Consider the following 2,100-nt stretch of genomic DNA (forward strand, 5'->3'; position numbering starts at 1 on the left):
GAACACCGCTGCCATCGAGACCAGCTATGTCGGCAAGCTACGCGGCTACATCCGCTCCATCACCGAGTACCCGACCTCGGGTGATGCGCGGCGGCTGCGGCCGGAGGGCGCCAGCGTGGTCCGCTTCACGCTGACGCGGGACGGCACGGTCAGCCAAGTGGAGATCGAGCGCAGCGCCAACTCGCCCATCCTCGACAAGCAGGCGCTGCAGATCGTGCGCAGTGGCCAGTACCCGGCCTGGCCGGTGGAGGCCTGGCCAGGCAGCAGCGCGCATGTCTTCACCGTCACCGTGCAGTTCGTATCGCCATGAGCAACGCCTTTGACTTCGACCCCGAGTCGCCCCGCGCAGTGCGCCAGGCCATTCGCAGCGGCCGCTTTCGCGGCTTCACCAACGGGCTGGTGCGCGGACACGTGCAGGGCAACCTGATGATCGTGCCGGCCGCGCAGGCCGACGACTTCGCCGCCTACTGCGCGCTCAATCCCCAGGCGCTTCCGGTGCTGGGCCGCAGCGAGCCGGGCTCGCCGCACATTCCCGCGCTGGGCGCCGACCTGGACCTGCGCACCGACGCGGGCGGCTACATGGTGTTTCGCAACGGCGAGCTGAGCGACACGCCGCGCGAGATCAGCGGGCTTTGGCGCGATGACCTGGTGGCCTTCGTGCTCGGCTGCTCCTTCTCGTTCGAAGGGGTGCTGCAGCAGCATGGCGTGCGGCTGCGGCATCTTGACGAGGGGCAGGTCTCGGCCATGTACGTCACTGGCCTGCCGACCCGGCCCTCGGGCGCTTTCAGTGGGCCACTGGTGGTCTCGATGCGGGCGTTGCGCGCGGCCGATGCCATCCGCGCCATCAGTGTCTCCGCGCGTTACCCGCAGTTCCACGGCGCGCCGGTGCATCTGGGCCAGCCCGGGCTGATCGGCATTGCCGATCTGGCGCAGTCCTATGGCGGCCATGGTTTGACACAGCTGCATGCGGACGAGCTGCCTGTGTTCTGGGCCTGCGGCGCCACGGCGCAGCTGGCCGCGCTGCAGGCGCGGCTGCCCTTGTGCATCACCCATTACAAGGCCCACATGGTGGTGACCGATCTGCCGGTCCAAGCCTCCCGGGCCATCCCCCTGGACAAAAAGGAAATCCCATCATGAACATCGACGCCATGCTCCGGCAGTACCAGGCCGAGGGCTATGTGTTGATCCCCGGCGCCCTCAACGCAGAGGAGGTCCGCGCGCTGCAGGCCACCACCGACCGCATTGCCGCGCAGGCCCATGGGCTTGCGGAGGAAGGTCCGATCTTTGACTTCGAGGCGGCCCACACGCCACAGGCGCCTCTGGTGCAGCGCATCAAGAAGCCGCATCGTGTGGACCCGCTGTACTTCTCTCTGGCCCGGCACCCGGCCATCTTCGAGTTGGTGCAGCGCCTGTGCGGCCAGAACATGCGGCTGAGCCACAGCAAGATCAACATGAAGGCGGCGCGGGCCGGTTCCTCGCTGGAGTGGCACCAGGACTGGGCCTTCGCGCCGCACTCCAACATGTCGACCTGTGTGGCCTCGGTGATGATTGACGACGTCACGGTCGAGAACGGTGCGATGCAGGTGCTGCCCGGCAGCCACCTGGGGCCGCTGCTGGAGCACCACGATCCTCAGCTCGGCTTCGTCGGGGCAGTGGACCTGGCCGCCCAGCAGGTCGACGTGTCGAACGCGGTCTCGCTGGTCGGCCGTGCCGGCACGGTTTCGCTGCACCACCCGATGACCTTGCACGGCTCCGGCCCCAACCACTCCGGCCAGCAGCGCCGCATCTTGTTCCTGGAGTACGCCGCCAGCGATGCGTATCCGCTCTTCTACGACGTCGATTGGGACGAATACAACTCGCGCCTGTTGACCGGCCCGGCCACCAGTGCGGTCCGCACCGAATCCAACGTCATCAAGCTGCCGTTTCCCTCGCGCGCCGGCAGTTCCATCTACAAGGCACAGGCACACGCCCGAGCCCGCTACTTCGACAAGGCGACCCCCGCATGACGCCCGTACTCCACACAGAATCTCCGATCGCCCTGGTGACCGGCGCGAGCAGCGGCACCGGCCGTGACATTGCCATCGCCCTGGCCGAGGACGG

Annotated in this window: 3 protein-coding genes; all 3 read left to right on the forward strand. The window is 67.8% G+C overall.

Annotation, left to right across the window (positions count from 1 at the left end; all coding sequences use genetic code 11):
* Positions 1–310: energy transducer TonB (locus FKP22_RS28215; protein WP_141291391.1), on the forward strand; the 310-nt coding region annotated here is incomplete at its 5' end.
* Entirely contained in the window at positions 307–1,137 is an 831-nt protein-coding gene (locus FKP22_RS28220; RefSeq protein ID WP_141291393.1) for a putative hydro-lyase, read from the forward strand. The genes FKP22_RS28215 and FKP22_RS28220, both read left to right, overlap by 4 nt.
* Positions 1,134–2,006: a phytanoyl-CoA dioxygenase family protein gene (locus FKP22_RS28225; protein ID WP_141291396.1), complete on the forward strand. Its 873-nt coding sequence runs from the start codon at positions 1,134–1,136 to the stop codon at positions 2,004–2,006. The genes FKP22_RS28220 and FKP22_RS28225 overlap by 4 nt, the downstream gene beginning before the upstream one ends.
* The last annotated feature ends 94 nt before the right edge of the window (positions 2,007–2,100 follow it).

The sequence above is a fragment of the Ideonella azotifigens genome, from assembly GCF_006519715.1.
Classification (GTDB): Bacteria; Pseudomonadota; Gammaproteobacteria; order Burkholderiales; family Burkholderiaceae_C; genus Ideonella; species Ideonella azotifigens.